Origin of the sequence: Arenimonas sp., assembly GCF_019459675.1 — a bacterium.
Taxonomy (GTDB): Bacteria; Pseudomonadota; Gammaproteobacteria; order Xanthomonadales; family Xanthomonadaceae; genus Arenimonas.
In genome coordinates, this window is sequence record NZ_JAIBFH010000243.1 from 1 (window position 1) to 13,161 (window position 13,161).

The following is a 13,161-nucleotide window of genomic DNA, read 5'->3' on the forward strand; positions in this document are numbered from 1 at the left end:
GGCCCTCACCCGGGGGGGGGGCCCCCCCCAAATGGCCGGGCTGCCGGGCCCGCGGCTGTGGCCGTGGTGAAAACGACCAGCCTTGCGCTGCAGCCGCCGCCCTACCGCGATGCAATTGCCGACGCCGTGGCCCACGCCACGCAACCCGTGGACGGACTGCGGGTGAGCGAGGGCTCGGCTTCCCGCCTGCCCAGCGCCACGCCCCGTGTCACCGTCTATCTGGTCGAAACCTCTGGACGGAATGTGCAGGACTGAGCCGCGGTCCAGCGCCCGTGTTTCACGGTTACCATCCGGAAACTTCTCTGGAGAGCCGCCCCATGAGCCCCACCCGCAGCCTGCTGATCCTTGCCCTCGCCCTGCCCGCCGCCGCCCAGGCTGAAACCGTCGCCCTGCACTGCGGCCAGCTGTTCGACAGCGCCGCCGGCCGCAGCCTGGCCGACCGGACCGTGGTGGTGGAAAACGGCAAGGTGCGCGAGGTCCGGTCCGGCCTGGCCGCCGTGGACGGCGCGCGGTCGGTGGACCTCAAGGGCCACACCTGCAGCCCGGGCTGGATCGACCTGCACGTGCACCTGGACGGCCAGTCCAGCCCGGACAGCTATTCCGAAGGCTTCCGGCTCAATCCCGAATTCACCATCCTGCGGTCCACCGGCTACGCCCGCAAAACCCTGCAGGCCGGCTTCACCACCGTGCGCGACCTGGGCGGCGACACCACCCTGGCCCTGCGCGACGGCATCAACCAGGGCCTGATCGAAGGCCCGCGCATTTACGCCGCCGGCCGTTCCATCGCCACCACCGGCGGCCACGCCGACGGCACCAACGGCCTAAACCGCGAGCTGGCGCAGGCGGTGGGCACGCCCGGCCCGATCGAAGGCGTGATCAACAGCCCCGACGAAGCCCGCGCCGCCGTGCGCCAGCGCTACAAGGAAGGCTCGGACGTGATCAAGATCACCGCCACCGGCGGCGTGCTGAGCTACGCCAAGAACGGCGACGGCCCGCAGTTCACCGAAAACGAAGTGGCCGCCGTGGTGGCCGCCGCCAAGGACTACGGCTACAAAGTGGCCGCCCACGCGCACGGCAAGGAAGGCATGCGCCGCGCCATCGAGGGCGGCGTGGTCAGCATTGAACACGGCACCTACATGGACGACGAGATCTTCAGCCTGATGAAGAAGAACGGCACCTGGTACGTGCCCACCATCAGCGCCGGCAAGTTCGTGGCCGAAAAATCCAAGGTGGACGGCTTCTACCCGGCCGTGGTTCGCCCGAAGGCCGCACGCATCGGCGCCCTGATCCAGGACACCTTCGGCCGCGCCTGGCGCTCGGGCGTGAAGATCGGCTTCGGCACCGACGCCGGCGTGGGCCACCACGGCGACAACGCCGACGAGTTCATTTTCATGGTGGAAACCGGCTTCCCCACCGCCGACGCGCTGCAGACCGCCACCATCAACGCGGCGCAGGTGCTGGGCGCCACCGACATCGGCCAGATCGCCCCGGGCTTCCGCGCCGACATCGTGGCCATGCCGGGCGACCCGCTGGCCGACATCCAGGCCGTGAAGAAAGTCGACTTCGTGATGAAGGATGGCGTGGTGTACCGCCAGCCCTGAGGGCCGGCGCCCACTCCCCGCGGAAAACGTCCTGCACGCCCGCGCCGAAAGCGCGGGCGTGGCCTGGCCACGGCATCCGGGCCACACATTGGCTTGTGTCCCGCCCCGGCTGGCACCATGTGTGGACTGACTTGTCCTGACCCCGGAACCCCGATGACCGCCGCCAACCCCCACGTTTTCGACGCCAGCCTGCCCCAGTTCGAACAGGACGTGCTGCTCAAATCCAAGGAAGTACCGGTGCTGGTGGATTTCTGGGCGCCCTGGTGCGGCCCCTGCAAGACGCTGGGTCCGATCCTGGAAAAGCTGGCGGCCGAGTTCAACGGCGGCTTCCTGCTGGCCAAGGTGGACGTGGACGAACAGAAAGAGCTGGCCGGCTATTTCCAGATCAAGTCGGTGCCGACCGTGATGCTGGTGAAGGACGGCCAGATTGTTGACGGCTTCCCGGGCGCCCTGCCCGAGGGCCAGCTGCGCGAATTCCTCACCCACCACGGCGTTACACCCCTGGCCGCGGTGGAAGAAGCGGCGCCGGAAGCAGAAGCCCCGCTGGACCCGCACGAAGAGGTGGTGCGCCTGCGCGCCGCCGTGCTGGCCGAGCCCGACAAGGACGAAACCAGGCTCGACCTCGCCCTGGCCCTGCTCAAGACCGGCACCGTGGGCGAAGCCGAGGCACTGCTGGACGCCCTGCCCGCCAACCTGGCGCAGGACGACCGCGCGCTGCGCGGCCGCGCACGCCTGGGCTTCGCGGCCCTGCTGACCGACGCGCCGCCCGCTTCGGTGCTTGAACAGGCCATCGCCGCCGACCCCGCCGACCTGCACGCCCGACACCTGCTGGGCGCCCGCCTGATCGTGGAAGGCCAGGCCGCCGCCGGCATGGACCAGTTCCTGGAAATGCTGCGCCGCGACCGCGCCTACCGGGACAACCTGCCGCGCAAGGCCCTGATCGACGCCTTCCGCGTGGTGGAAGACGAAGACCTGGTGGGCAGCTACCGCCGCAAGATGGCCTCGCTGATTTTCTGAGCCTCAGGTAATCGCGAACGTCACCACGAACTGAAGGAACCGATACACGAACACGTTGCCCAGCAGCATCGCCCCGATCAGCGGCACCGGCGCCATCAGCCATACCCAGGCGGCGGGTGTGTAAACCCGCCGCAAGCTGATTGAAAAATGCAGCACCGCCGTCGCCAGGATGGCCACCGACACCACGTTGAACAGCCCGCTGCCCTCGACACCGGCAAGCTGTGCCAGCCATCCGATCGGCAGCAGCAGGCCCGGCACCAACAGCAGCAGGAAGGTGAATTGGTGGCAGGCCACGACGAGGTGCTCGGCGAAATACATGCGCCGGCGCCAGAACAACAGCGCCAGGCCCAGCGCCAGGAACGGCACGTGAAGGATGATCAGGGCCTTGCCGACATTGCCCGACTGCGCGCCGTAGTCACGGCCATAGTCCGCCAACGTATAGCCTGCCGCGACCCCGGCCCGATCCGTAGCTGACAGACCCTCCCACTTCGCGCGGGCGGCGCGGTCGCGCTGCACCACCCGCTGTTCCACCCAAGGGCGGGTGAGGGGGGCATGCGCCTGAACCAGTTGGTCCGACAGCGGCAGGTCGAAGTCGGTCAGCGTGCGCGGCAGCACGAAATAAACCAGGTTGGCCAGCAGGAACAGCGCCATCGGCGCCATCCAGTATTTGCGGCGGCCATCGAGGTATTCACGCGAAAGCCGCCCCGGCGACAGCAGCAAGGCCCGCAGGCTGCGCCAGAACCGTCCGTCCAGGTCGGTGACCGCCTCGAAGCCCTGCCACAGCAGGTGGCCCAGGCGGCGGTCGCTGTCGACGATGCGTTTCTGGCCGCAGGCGGCACAATACGCACCGGAGACGCGTTCACCACAGTTCGCACAGGCGTCGGCCATCATCCCTCCCCTTCCCGGCAAGAGCATAGCCCGACAACCCATGAAAGCTTCCCGTCTTCGCCTGTTCTTCAACCTCTGGCCACCCTTCCTGTTCTCGGGCGTGCACGTCACCGAGCTTTCCGACGATTACCGCTACGCGCGGGTTGAACTGCGCATGCGCTGGTACAACCGCAACTACGTCAAGACGCACTTCGGCGGCAGCCTGTTCGCCATGACCGATCCGTTCTGGATGATCATGGTGATGCAGCGCCTGGGCCCGGCTTACCTGGTGTGGGACCAGGCCGCCGAGATCCGCTTCGAAAAGCCCGGCCGGGGCACGGTGGCGGTGGAGTTCCGGCTGGATGACGCCGTGGTGGACCAGCTGCGCGCCGCCGCCGAAGACGGCAGCAAGGTGCTGCACTGGTTCGACATGGCCGTGATGGACACCCAGGGCGACGTGGTGGCCAGCCTGCGCAAGCAGGTTTACGTGCGCAGGAAGCGGCCCGCCCAGGCGGCGTAGCGGGGCTTTGCGGCCCGGCCCGCAGACCCGGCGGGGACGGGCCCGGAACGTGCCCTGCGTCACGCTTCAACACAAGGGTTGCCAGCCCCGCCCGCTGACGTATGCTGGGCAGCCCCGCCCCCCTCCCCGTCAGACGCCCGCACCATGCAGCAGGAAGAAGAGCTGTCACCTGACGAACTAACCGCCCTGCTCTCGAGCTACATGCCCGAGATCCCCGGTTACCGCGTGCTGCGCCGGATCGGCAAGGGCGGCATGTCGCAGGTTTACCTGGGCGTGCAGGAATCGCTGGACCGCCAGGTGGCGGTGAAGGTGATGTCGCCCGCCGCGCTCACCGACGAAATCAGCAAGCAGCGCTTCGAACACGAAGCGCGCACCATCGCCAAGCTCGAACACCCCTGCATCGTCGGCATCCACGAGGTGGGGCGCACGCGCCAGGGCCTGCTTTATTACGTGCTGCCCTACCTGGCCAAGGGCCACCTGGGCCAGCGCGATTTCACCCAGGACGAACACCGCGCCATCGAAGTGCTGCGTTCGCTGCTGTCGGCGCTGGAATACGCCCATGCCCGCGGCATCGTGCACCGCGACGTCAAGGCCGAAAACGTCCTGTTCGACAACGCCGACCGGCCGCTGCTTACCGATTTCGTAATCGCGCTTATCAATCGCGACCAGACCCGCATCAACACCGCCGGCCTGGCCGTTGGCATCGGCGGCTACATGGCCCCCGAACAGGCGCGCGGCGAAGTGGTGGACGGCCGCGCCGACCTGTACAGCGTGGGCGTGCTGGCCTTTGAGCTGCTGATGGGCCGCCTGCCCTACCAGGCCGCCGACCCGCTGGCGCTGGCGCTGATGCACGCCCAGGACCCGGTGCCGCGCCTGCCGCCGGAAAAGAAGCACTGGCAGCCGTTCCTTGACCGCGCCATGGCCAAGTCGCCGGACAACCGCTACCGCAACGCCCAGCAGATGCTGGGCGCACTGAACCAGATCGCCGGCGGCAAACCCACGCCGCCCAAGCTGGACATGGCCAAGCTGGGCAACTTCTTCAAGCTGCGCTGGAAGCCCATGGTGAGCGGCCTGGCCGGCCTGGCCCTGGTGGTGGTGGCCGTGGTCTGGCTGCAGCTGGACCGCCCCGCCAACAAGCCGAACGATTTCTTCACCGCGCAAGAAAGCGCACCCGCCGTCACCGCGCCGCCGCCGGCCGCACCCGTCGAGCCGCCGGCGCTGGCCACCCCGCCCGAAGCCGCACCCGCGCCCGAGCCAACGCCTGCACCCGCCACGCCCGTGGACACCGCGCTGGCCAACGCCGCGCAGGCGCCCGCGCCGGGCCTGCTGCCGGCGCCCTTCGCCCAGGTCACCGCCGAAGTTTCGGTGGTGGCGCTGGACTACGACCCCACCCGCCCGGGTGCCCGCCAACTGGCCGCCGCGCGCCGCCAGATCGATCGCCAGCGCCTGAGCCTGCCCGCGGACGACAACGCCATGCAGTCGCTGCGCGAAGCGCGCGCACTGGCACCGCGCGAACCGGCGCTGGCGCGGCTGGCCGACGAAGTGGTGGCCTTCTACACCCAGCGCGTCACCCAGGCCGTAGCCGCCGGCAAGGACGACGAAGCGCGCAGCAACTACACCCGCGTGGCGCCGTTCGTGGCCGAGATGAAGCGCGAAGAAGGCAAGCCCTGGGTGGCGCTGCGCGAGTCGCTGGTGCCGGCCCTGCTGGCGCGCCTGCAGGGCGGCCTGAAAGCGCTGGACGCCGACGCCGTGGCGCGTGCCAAGGCGCTGGCCACCGCGCTGGAAGTACCTTCGGCCGCGCTTGAACCCGCGTGGTCGCAAACCATCGCCCTGCCCAAGGCCGGCGACAAACTCAAGGACAGCGCCGTGGCGATGGTGCTGGCCACCGTGCCGCAGGGCCAGCGTGCCGGCCTGGCCGCCATGCGCGCGGAAGTCACCCGCAGCCAGTACGCCGCGTTCGCCTCCGGCACCGGCCGCCCCGCATCGCGATGCCGCAACCGCCTGGCGCCGATCTCGCTCAAGAAGCGCAGCTGGGACAACCCCGGCTTCAACCAGGGCGGCAGCCATCCGGTGGTGTGCGTGAGCTATGACGACGCGCGCGCCTACGCCCAGTGGCTGAGCCGCCGCGCCGGCGTGGAATACCGCCTGCCCACCCGCGGCGAATGGAGCCCGCTGGCCGCCGGCCGCGGCACCGGCGACGCCTGCCGCGACGGCCGCGTGGCTTGCGGCAGCGAAGGCACCGTGGCCGCCACCCAGGGCCCGGCCAGCAGCCTCGGCCTGACCGGCCTGCGCGGCAACGCACGCGAGTGGCTTTCCGACTGCGCCCGCGGCTGCCAGCGCCGCCTCGCCGCCGGCGCCGGCTGGCGCGACCTGCCCGCCCGCGTGAACCCGCAGCAGAGCGACGACTTCGACGCCGACACCGGTTTCGACGACATCGGCTTCCGTTTGGTGCGTGAAGTCAGCGCCGCGGAGCTGGGCGCGCGCTAGTTGCCCTACAATCGCGGCATGCGAAGACTCCGCGCTTATTTCTTCACCGGCCTGCTCACGCTGCTGCCGATCTGGCTGGTCTGGATTGTGTTCAAGTTCGTGCTGGGCATGCTTTCCGACATCAGCCGGCCCGTGGTGGGCCCCCTGTCGGTGCAGCTGGCCCTGGCGCACCCCGAATCGCTGGGCTGGGTGGACGACCCCTGGGCCCAGGCTTCGTTCGCCGTGGTGGCCACCATCCTGGTCATCGTGGGCGTGGGCGCCCTGGCCCGGCGCGTGGTGGGCCAGCGCCTGCTGGCGTGGGTGGAAACGCACATCGCCCGCATCCCGCTGCTCAAGACCGTGTACGGCAGCGCCCGCAAACTGCTGGACCTGCTGCAGACCAAACCCGACGGTACCCAGCGCGTGGTGCTGATTGATTTTCCGCACCGGGAAATGAAGTGCATCGGCTTCGTCACCCGCGTGGTGCGCGAAGAAGGCACCGGCCGCGAGCTGGCCGCCGTGTACGTGCCCACCACGCCCAACCCCACGTCGGGCTACCTGGAAATCGTGCCGGTGGAACTGCTCACGCCCACCGACTGGACCGTGGACCAGGCCATGGCCTTCATCATCTCCGGCGGCGCCGTCAGCCCCGACATCATTCCGTTCGGGCGCAGCGCCGACAGCACGCCATGACGACTGCCCTCAGGCACCCCGCAAGCACGCACTGGTTCTTCCTGGTGGCGCCCATCGTGGTCGCGGCGGACGTCTTCGCCGCGTTCAGCGCCCGCGGCGAAATAGACCGGCTGATGGAAGCAGGGCTGCTGTTTGATCTTGCCGTTCTGCTGCCTTGCCTCTACTGGCTGTGCTACCGGTCCGGGGGCAAGAAGGTGGCCATTCGAGCGGTGGCGCTGTGCTGCCTGGGCATCTGGGTGGCCCAGAAGCTGGTGCCAGAAGACGAACACAACCTGATGGGTTATGTCGCTCCACTGCGCTACGTTGGCATTGCCGCACTGGTCTTGATCGAGCTGTGGGTGGTGATGGCGCTGTATCGATTTGTCTTCAAGGGCGGCGACAGCCCATCGGCGGTCGCCCGCATCCAAGCCGAAGCGGACTTGCCGCCCTGGATCGCGAAACTGCTGGTGCTGGAAGCGATGTTCTGGCGCCGGGCCTGGCAGGCCGTCAAAAAACGGTTCGGGCGCGAATAAGGGCCCGAACACACGTCGCAGCGCCCGGACCGGGCGCCAACGCAAGGCCGAACGGGAGAACCCCATGTCACCCTACTTGCTGGTTGCGGTCCCCGCCGTCATCGCGGCCATCCATGTGTTCGCGCTGTTGATGAGTCGCCGCAGCGTGTCGTCCGTCGGCAATTGGGCGTTCGTGTCCGGCGTACTGGGCTTGCTCAGCCTTCCCGCGGTGATGATCGTCTTTGTATTCGCGATGCCGGTACCACTGGTGGGACCGGCCAAGCCGAACCTGGAGATGGCGTTTTTTGCGTGCGCTGGCGCGGCGTTGGCTTTGACCGCAAGCTCGGTCATTCTCGGCCTGTACGCCGCCAGCAAACGCACAGGGCAGCCGGCCTGAACTTTTTTTATCGTCTGGTCTTTCCAGCGCGACTGAGGATGCCGTGGCCGATCGCGAAGCACTGACCCGTAACGGCTGCGCCCTGCTGCGCGGCGCGGTGCCGGCGGACTGGCTGGACGAACTGCGCGCCACGTTCGACGCCTGCGTGCTGCCCTCCCACCAATGGCCGGTGCCGCGGCAGACCAGCTGGCGCCATTCCCTGGTGGACCTTGAACCCCGGGTGCAGGCGGTGTGCCGACTGCCGGCGCTGCTGGACGCCGTGGGCGTGCTGATCGGGGAGCGCTTCTTCCTCTCGCAGGTGGAAGGCCGCGAGCCTCTGGCGGGCGGCGGCCACCAGGGCCTGCACCGCGACCTGTCGGCGCAGCGGCCCGGCGACACCGTGGGCGCGCTGGTGTTCTTCGACGACTACGGCCCTTTCAACGGCGCCACCCGCATCGTGCCCGGCAGCCACCGCACGGCGCCGGGCGAGCCACCCTGCGACCTCGCGGACGAGTCGCGCGCCGTGCAGCTGGAAGGCGCCGCCGGCGACATCCTGGTGTTCGACGCCGACCTGGTGCACGGCGGCTGCCTGAACCCCACCGGCGCGCGGCGGCGGTCGATACTGATGTGCTATTTCGCCGACCCGCTGTACGCCACCCACCTTGGAACCGCCGGCCTGCGCGGCGTGCGCATGGACACCAGCCAGCGTTTTGACCCCGTGGCCGACCCCGGCTGAGGCAAACCCCAGCACCGGCGGCGCGCCGCAAGCCGGCCCCGCGCCTGTTCCGAACATGCCGCGGGCGAAGGGCCCTACCCCGGCGACGCCTCCGGGCGAGCACGCGGGAGTATCATCACGTCTCCTACACAGCAGGTGTCCCGCAATGAAACCAGCTGCACTGCCGCCCGATGAAAAGACCCGCCTGGAAACCCTGCGCGCACTGAACCTGCTGGACACCGCCCCCGAGGAACGCTTCGACCGGCTTACCCGCATGGCCCGCCGCATGTTCGGGGTACCCATTTCCCTGGTCAGCCTGATCGACGCCAACCGGCAGTGGTTCAAGTCCAACCAGGGCCTGGACGCCACCGAAACGCCGCGCGATGTTTCGTTCTGCGGCCACGCCATCCTGGGCGACGACATCCTGCTGATTCCCGACGCCACGCTGGACGATCGCTTCAGCGACAACCCGCTGGTGACCGACAACCCCGACATCCGGTTCTACGCCGGCTGCCCGCTGAAGATACTCAACGGCAGCAAGATAGGCACGCTGTGCATCATCGACCGCGAGCCGCGCGACTTCTCGGCCGACGACATGGCGCTGCTGCGCGACCTCGCCGCCATGGCCGAACAGGAAATCGCCGCCGTGCAGCTTTCCACGCTGGACGAACTGACCCTGATATCCAACCGCCGCGGCTTCATGACCCTGGGCCAGCACAGCCTGAACGTGGCGGTGCGCGCCGGCCAACCGTCTATGATGGTGTTCTTCGACCTGGACGGCTTCAAGGCCATCAACGACAACTTTGGCCATGCCGAGGGCGACAAGGCGCTGGTGGCGTTTGCCGAACGCATGCGCAGCGTGTTCCGCGACACCGATGTGTTCGGGCGCATTGGCGGCGACGAGTTCGCGGTGCTGTTGAGCGGCACCGACGACGCCACGCTGGACGTGGTGCTGGCGCGGTTTGCGCAATCCATCAGCGACTACAACGCCAGCGCCAGGCGCGGCTACAACCTGGCCTACAGCGTGGGCCGAATTTCACACCAGGGCAGTAAGGTGGCGATAGACGACCTGCTGGCCCAGGCCGACGCGCTGATGTACGAAAACAAGCAAGGCAAGCGCTAGCTGCACGCGTTGCAACGCACTGACTGGCCTTTTCCATGACCAATCTCAGCCTGCTGGCCGGCGCCGCACTGACCGCCGTTGCGGCCCTGCTGCACGTGGGCTGCATCGTGTTCGGAGCTTCGTGGTACCGGTTTTTCGGCGCCGGTGAGCACATGGCGCGGATGGCGGAAGCCGGCAGGCTGGCGCCTGCCCTGATCACCGCCGGCATCGCGACCGTGCTGATGGCGTGGTCGCTGTATGCGCTGTCGGGCGCGGGCGTCATTGCCAGGCTGCCGTTGGTGCGCACGGCGCTGTGCGCCATCACGGCCGTGTACCTGCTGCGCGGCGTGGCGGGCTTCGTGCTGGCCGCCGTGGCCCCGGGCGAACGCAGCGTGGCGTTCTGGTGCTGGAGCTCGGCCATCTGCCTGGGCCTGGGCGCGCTGTACCTCCTGGGCACCCGCCAAGCGTGGTCCCAACTGTCCGCTGGGGCGACCTGAGCCTTGCAGCGCAACCGCCCCCGCAACATGCCGACCAACAGACCCGTCCCGGCTATCGACCCGCCCCCGGCCAGCCACTAAGATCGGGCGAACACGGTTATCACTTCCGCTGCCAACGCCCACCCTGGGAGCACCCCGCATGCCGATGTACATGGACATCCACAACGTGGACGGCGCCACCGCCGACGCCATCGCCAGCGCGCATGACGCGGGCGACTACGACAGCGGCGTGCGCGGCGTGCTGTTCACCGACATCGTGGGGTCCACCGAACTCAACCAGCGGCTGGGCGACGCCACCCTGAAAGGTTTCCCCGATCCGGTACGGATCAGGCGCGTGCGGCTGGACTGAGCCGAACACCCGTCTTTTGCAGGCGCCAGGCCATCACACAAGGAGTTGAGGCAAACCATGAATGCACAGCAATCCGGGGGATTCTTCGTCGGCTGGGGCACCCTTTCGCTGATCAACGCGGGCCTGGCCCAGTCCAAGGGGCGCAGCGGCCTGAACTGGTGGCTTTTGTCGCTGCTGCTGGGGCCGGTGGCCACGCTGCTGATCGTTGCCATGGACCCGCTTGGCCGCAGGGCCGATTGAGCCATCACCCCACCCGCCGCCTTCGGCGCCGCTTGACGCCAGGCCTCGTGCCGCAGGGGAAATGAATGTTGGGGATATTGGATTTCTTCGCTGCGATCTTCGACCTGGTGGTTTACTGGCGCATGTGGGTCGGCCTGGCCATCACGGCCTTGGTTTGTTGGCTGCTGTTCGTGGCCCTTCCCGGCCCCACGGCCCCGTGGATGGTCTGCCTGCCCGTTGGCGTGGTGGGCGCGTTCTTCGCCTTCCGTTGGCAGCACCGCGCGGATTCGGCCCGCTGATGCTTGGCAGCGTCCGGGAACGTCTGCAAAGGCATCTACGCATGGCAATGAAGAAACCAACCGCCCTTGCCCTGGCCTTCGCCGGCGCCTTACTGGCCGTCGGGGTGGGTTACTGGGCGATTCCGTACTCGCAGTTGGCCCTGCCCGATGACATCGTGGGCTGGGGTCTACTTGCCGTGGCCGCCCTCGCCGCCGTGGCACGGGTGGTATCGGCCAGCGGGTTCTGGGCCACCACGCTGGCTGTTGGAGCCGCCGTTCCAGCCGCCGTGCTGGCGCGCGTGGTGATGGACACCTGGTCGGATCCCACGTCCCACAATCTTTGGCCGTTCGAGATCGTGCTTGCCGCTGGCCCGGGTTTCCTGGCTTCAGCGGTGGGCGCACTGGCTGGCGGGGTGCTGGCCAGCCGCCGCCGCGCCTAGCCGCCCCTCTCTGTCGAACCCCTGCCGCGCACTGGACTGGCAGCGACAATGACCGCCCGAACCCCCGATGAGCCACGCCCCAGGGGGCTTTGAATGCCCCGCCGCAACCCACCGAGGAACACATGGGCGCAAAAACATGGATGCTGGTGTACGCCGATGCCAGCTCACGCGACGCGCTCAAGGCGCGGAAAAAATCCTTGCCCCTGTTCGAGCTACTACGCGATCAGCCCGGAGCGCCGCTGGCGCGAGCGTTGGTCAACGCTAACCGTTGCACTGGGAAAACCTGATCAGCGATTCTGGTGCTGAACTTGCCAACCCGTGGTGCTTGCGTCGGCTGCGGTCCGCTTCCGGCCAGTAGCGGACTTGGAATTGGTTGAGCGCTTGAACGAAGCGGCAGCATCAATCGCGAAGAAATTGAGCTGTCCACTTGAGCGAACTGTTAGACAACCATCAAGAGAACCCCTCGATTCCTTCGTCTGAAAATCTGTTCAGTCCGAAACAGTGGAGGGAAATCTGCGCCGCACCAAGAGTCAACGCGTAATCAAATTCAAGCGGCTTTTTGTAAATGTCTTCGGCAAGCTGAAGCATTCCAATTGAAGATCCAGCGGACTTCGAAGGGTTCCTCACACGCATGGTCATTAAGCCTAGCGAAACCAGACTGCTCTTCTGCGCGGGCGTAGCCAATCCAGAGGGGTGCGGATCAGCCAATAACTCCAAATCGGAAACATAAATCTTTGCAATTGCGTCGGACAGCCTAAGGTACTCGTCTAGACTGATATGACCTCGAGCACATGCATTGAAGAGCTCACCAACAAATTTCGGTTTCTTCTCGGCGTCGAGCTTGTCAATAAGCTCAAGAATTGCTGTACCAGCCGCAATTGTTCCACCCTTTTTCTTAGAGATCTGGTCGATCAAGCGCTCACGATCTTCCTGCGACACCTCTGAAATCGTCTTTAGGAACTTGTAGACCTTTCCCGCGAATAGTTTCTCCTGAAAGGAATTGAGCGCATCGTGGGCTTTTACGACCATGCCAAAGAATGGAATTTCTCTCGCGAGTCCGTCATCCAAGAGCGTGTCGATTGCGACCTCGCCAAGCTCGAAGGTCAGCTCTGATAGAGCGCCGCTCTTCGCGGACTCTAGGACAGATGTCTCAATGGTCTCAATCTTGGATGAAAGCTTCTTCATGTCGTTTAGCACCTGAGTTAAGCCGCGCCTCGAAGCCTCGGCTCGAATAAACCATTAGCCAGTTGTTAATGTGCACACAGATCTGAGCAGAGCATGTCGATGCTGCATGCTGAACACTGATCATTAAATTTACGAAAAACCCCGACGCCCCCGCTTTCAGTAGCGGGGCCATTTAGAGTCCGGGGTTAGGGTAGCCGATCTCGGCCATCCGTTCGGCAAAGGCGGCGGGCGTCAGCCCGCCGCGGGGTTTATTGGGGGTTTGCGAGTTGTATTAGCGGCGCCCAGTTTAGATGATCGTGCGGGGATGCAAGACCTTCCGAAACCAGTGGTCGGTTTGGCATTTTA

At 66.9% G+C, this 13,161-nt stretch carries 17 protein-coding genes; 15 read left to right on the forward strand and 2 right to left on the reverse strand.

What is annotated here, in order from left to right:
- Window positions 1-66: 66 nt before the first annotated feature.
- From K0M70_RS08195 to trxA, 3 genes are all read left to right on the forward strand, one after another.
- Window positions 67-255, forward strand: coding sequence for a hypothetical protein (locus tag K0M70_RS08195; RefSeq protein ID WP_290781311.1), 189 nt, complete (start codon window positions 67-69; stop codon window positions 253-255).
- 62 nt (window positions 256-317) lie between these two features.
- On the forward strand, window positions 318-1,601 hold the full coding sequence (locus K0M70_RS08200) for an amidohydrolase family protein (protein WP_290781312.1): 1,284 nt from the start codon (window positions 318-320) through the stop codon (window positions 1,599-1,601).
- A 153-nt stretch (window positions 1,602-1,754) separates the two neighbouring features.
- Window positions 1,755-2,618 (forward strand): thioredoxin, encoded by an 864-nt coding sequence (gene trxA, locus K0M70_RS08205; RefSeq protein WP_290781313.1) that lies wholly within the window; start codon window positions 1,755-1,757, stop codon window positions 2,616-2,618.
- A 3-nt stretch (window positions 2,619-2,621) separates the two neighbouring features.
- Here the strand turns inward: trxA and K0M70_RS08210 are convergent, their stop codons facing one another.
- Window positions 2,622-3,506 (reverse strand): DUF3667 domain-containing protein, encoded by an 885-nt coding sequence (locus K0M70_RS08210; protein WP_290781314.1) that lies wholly within the window; start codon window positions 3,504-3,506, stop codon window positions 2,622-2,624.
- 40 nt (window positions 3,507-3,546) lie between these two features.
- Between K0M70_RS08210 and K0M70_RS08215 the strand changes: the two genes are divergently transcribed.
- From K0M70_RS08215 to K0M70_RS08270, 12 genes are all read left to right on the forward strand, one after another.
- Window positions 3,547-4,005 carry a DUF4442 domain-containing protein gene (locus K0M70_RS08215; RefSeq protein WP_290781315.1) on the forward strand — a complete coding sequence of 153 codons (459 nt, stop codon included), beginning with the start codon at window positions 3,547-3,549 and terminating at the stop codon, window positions 4,003-4,005.
- A 144-nt stretch (window positions 4,006-4,149) separates the two neighbouring features.
- On the forward strand, window positions 4,150-6,492 hold the full coding sequence (locus K0M70_RS08220) for a bifunctional serine/threonine-protein kinase/formylglycine-generating enzyme family protein (RefSeq protein WP_290781316.1): 2,343 nt from the start codon (window positions 4,150-4,152) through the stop codon (window positions 6,490-6,492).
- 18 nt (window positions 6,493-6,510) lie between these two features.
- On the forward strand, window positions 6,511-7,164 hold the full coding sequence (locus tag K0M70_RS08225; RefSeq protein ID WP_290781317.1) for a DUF502 domain-containing protein: 654 nt from the start codon (window positions 6,511-6,513) through the stop codon (window positions 7,162-7,164).
- Entirely contained in the window at window positions 7,161-7,676 is a 516-nt protein-coding gene (locus tag K0M70_RS08230) for a hypothetical protein (RefSeq protein WP_290781318.1), read from the forward strand. Before K0M70_RS08225 ends, K0M70_RS08230 begins: the two co-directional genes overlap by 4 nt.
- Before the next feature lie 64 nt (window positions 7,677-7,740).
- Window positions 7,741-8,052, forward strand: a complete 312-nt coding sequence (locus tag K0M70_RS08235; protein ID WP_290781319.1) for a hypothetical protein — start codon at window positions 7,741-7,743, stop codon at window positions 8,050-8,052.
- Between the two features lie 43 nt (window positions 8,053-8,095).
- Window positions 8,096-8,767 carry a phytanoyl-CoA dioxygenase family protein gene (locus K0M70_RS08240; RefSeq protein ID WP_290781320.1) on the forward strand — a complete coding sequence of 224 codons (672 nt, stop codon included), beginning with the start codon at window positions 8,096-8,098 and terminating at the stop codon, window positions 8,765-8,767.
- Window positions 8,768-8,912: 145 nt separating this feature from the next.
- Window positions 8,913-9,869, forward strand: a complete 957-nt coding sequence (locus tag K0M70_RS08245) for a sensor domain-containing diguanylate cyclase (protein ID WP_290781321.1) — start codon at window positions 8,913-8,915, stop codon at window positions 9,867-9,869.
- 35 nt (window positions 9,870-9,904) lie between these two features.
- Window positions 9,905-10,345 carry a hypothetical protein gene (locus tag K0M70_RS08250; protein WP_290781322.1) on the forward strand — a complete coding sequence of 147 codons (441 nt, stop codon included), beginning with the start codon at window positions 9,905-9,907 and terminating at the stop codon, window positions 10,343-10,345.
- Window positions 10,346-10,484: 139 nt separating this feature from the next.
- Window positions 10,485-10,694 carry a hypothetical protein gene (locus tag K0M70_RS08255; RefSeq protein ID WP_290781323.1) on the forward strand — a complete coding sequence of 70 codons (210 nt, stop codon included), beginning with the start codon at window positions 10,485-10,487 and terminating at the stop codon, window positions 10,692-10,694.
- Window positions 10,695-10,751: 57 nt separating this feature from the next.
- Window positions 10,752-10,934 carry a hypothetical protein gene (locus K0M70_RS08260; protein ID WP_290781324.1) on the forward strand — a complete coding sequence of 61 codons (183 nt, stop codon included), beginning with the start codon at window positions 10,752-10,754 and terminating at the stop codon, window positions 10,932-10,934.
- Between the two features lie 65 nt (window positions 10,935-10,999).
- On the forward strand, window positions 11,000-11,212 hold the full coding sequence (locus K0M70_RS08265) for a hypothetical protein (RefSeq protein ID WP_290781325.1): 213 nt from the start codon (window positions 11,000-11,002) through the stop codon (window positions 11,210-11,212).
- A gap of 41 nt (window positions 11,213-11,253) precedes the next feature.
- Window positions 11,254-11,631 carry a hypothetical protein gene (locus tag K0M70_RS08270; protein ID WP_290781326.1) on the forward strand — a complete coding sequence of 126 codons (378 nt, stop codon included), beginning with the start codon at window positions 11,254-11,256 and terminating at the stop codon, window positions 11,629-11,631.
- Window positions 11,632-12,081: 450 nt separating this feature from the next.
- On the opposite strand, the gene K0M70_RS08275 is transcribed toward K0M70_RS08270, so the two are convergent.
- Window positions 12,082-12,816, reverse strand: coding sequence for a hypothetical protein (locus tag K0M70_RS08275; RefSeq protein ID WP_290781327.1), 735 nt, complete (start codon window positions 12,814-12,816; stop codon window positions 12,082-12,084).
- Between the last annotated feature and the right edge of the window lie 345 nt (window positions 12,817-13,161).

Bases quoted from the DNA above. Each gene is read 5' to 3' on its own strand.
- K0M70_RS08200 (WP_290781312.1), top strand. From the start codon at position 318: ATGAGCCCCACCCGCAGCCTGCTGATCCTTGCCCTCGCCCTGCCCGCC.
- trxA (WP_290781313.1), top strand. From the start codon at position 1,755: ATGACCGCCGCCAACCCCCACGTTTTCGACGCCAGCCTGCCCCAGTTC.
- K0M70_RS08210 (WP_290781314.1), bottom strand. From the start codon at position 3,506: ATGGCCGACGCCTGTGCGAACTGTGGTGAACGCGTCTCCGGTGCGTAT.
- K0M70_RS08215 (WP_290781315.1), top strand. From the start codon at position 3,547: ATGAAAGCTTCCCGTCTTCGCCTGTTCTTCAACCTCTGGCCACCCTTC.
- K0M70_RS08220 (WP_290781316.1), top strand. From the start codon at position 4,150: ATGCAGCAGGAAGAAGAGCTGTCACCTGACGAACTAACCGCCCTGCTC.
- K0M70_RS08225 (WP_290781317.1), top strand. From the start codon at position 6,511: ATGCGAAGACTCCGCGCTTATTTCTTCACCGGCCTGCTCACGCTGCTG.
- K0M70_RS08230 (WP_290781318.1), top strand. From the start codon at position 7,161: ATGACGACTGCCCTCAGGCACCCCGCAAGCACGCACTGGTTCTTCCTG.
- K0M70_RS08235 (WP_290781319.1), top strand. From the start codon at position 7,741: ATGTCACCCTACTTGCTGGTTGCGGTCCCCGCCGTCATCGCGGCCATC.
- K0M70_RS08245 (WP_290781321.1), top strand. From the start codon at position 8,913: ATGAAACCAGCTGCACTGCCGCCCGATGAAAAGACCCGCCTGGAAACC.
- K0M70_RS08250 (WP_290781322.1), top strand. From the start codon at position 9,905: ATGACCAATCTCAGCCTGCTGGCCGGCGCCGCACTGACCGCCGTTGCG.
- K0M70_RS08255 (WP_290781323.1), top strand. From the start codon at position 10,485: ATGCCGATGTACATGGACATCCACAACGTGGACGGCGCCACCGCCGAC.
- K0M70_RS08260 (WP_290781324.1), top strand. From the start codon at position 10,752: ATGAATGCACAGCAATCCGGGGGATTCTTCGTCGGCTGGGGCACCCTT.
- K0M70_RS08265 (WP_290781325.1), top strand. From the start codon at position 11,000: ATGTTGGGGATATTGGATTTCTTCGCTGCGATCTTCGACCTGGTGGTT.
- K0M70_RS08270 (WP_290781326.1), top strand. From the start codon at position 11,254: ATGGCAATGAAGAAACCAACCGCCCTTGCCCTGGCCTTCGCCGGCGCC.
- K0M70_RS08275 (WP_290781327.1), bottom strand. From the start codon at position 12,816: ATGAAGAAGCTTTCATCCAAGATTGAGACCATTGAGACATCTGTCCTA.